This is a genomic window from Haloferax sp. KTX1, from assembly GCF_902410085.1.
Taxonomy (GTDB): Archaea; Halobacteriota; Halobacteria; order Halobacteriales; family Haloferacaceae; genus Haloferax; species Haloferax massiliensis.
This window is the reverse complement of sequence record NZ_CABPRH010000166.1, coordinates 1-453: the sequence shown is the minus strand read 5'-3', so window position 1 is coordinate 453 and position 453 is coordinate 1. Positions and strand designations below refer to the sequence as shown.

1 protein-coding gene is annotated in these 453 nt (G+C 65.8%); it reads right to left on the bottom strand.

Going from position 1 to position 453, the window contains the following annotated elements; all coding sequences use genetic code 11:
* On the bottom strand, positions 1 to 371 hold a 371-nt coding region (locus FY251_RS21275; protein WP_255516788.1), incomplete at its 3' end, for a hypothetical protein.
* Positions 372 to 453: the final 82 nt, after the last annotated feature.

Here is a 453-nt window from a genome sequence, read left to right as displayed (position 1 = left end):
CGGCTGGCCCGGATCAGCAGGGAGGGCACCGCAATCGCCCCGAGATAGGCTCCAACTTCTTCCTCGTCCAGCCGGTGCATGGACGGGTATCGCAGCCGTGCGTCCGTGACCCACTGCCAGCCTTCTTCATCATGCCGGAGACTGCGAGGCACAATACACTCGGCTGCGCTGCGCGAAAGCGGAATGCGGCCTTTCATACGTGCCTCAATCGCCGCGTCGACACTCTCATACCGGGGCGCCCGACCGCGACTGCCCTGCCGGACCCTGTCTGTCGCCTGCTTCAACTGCTCGGGGAACGACTCCGCATCGCCCGTTAGCGGGCCCATACTGTCCACCAGTATCAGCGCTCGGGTGCGGTCCGGCGCCGCCACGCTCAGCAGTGTGGCGACAATGCCCCCGAGTGAATGCCCCAGCAATAGGGCGCCCTCTGGTGCCCAACGATCCAGCAGAAGC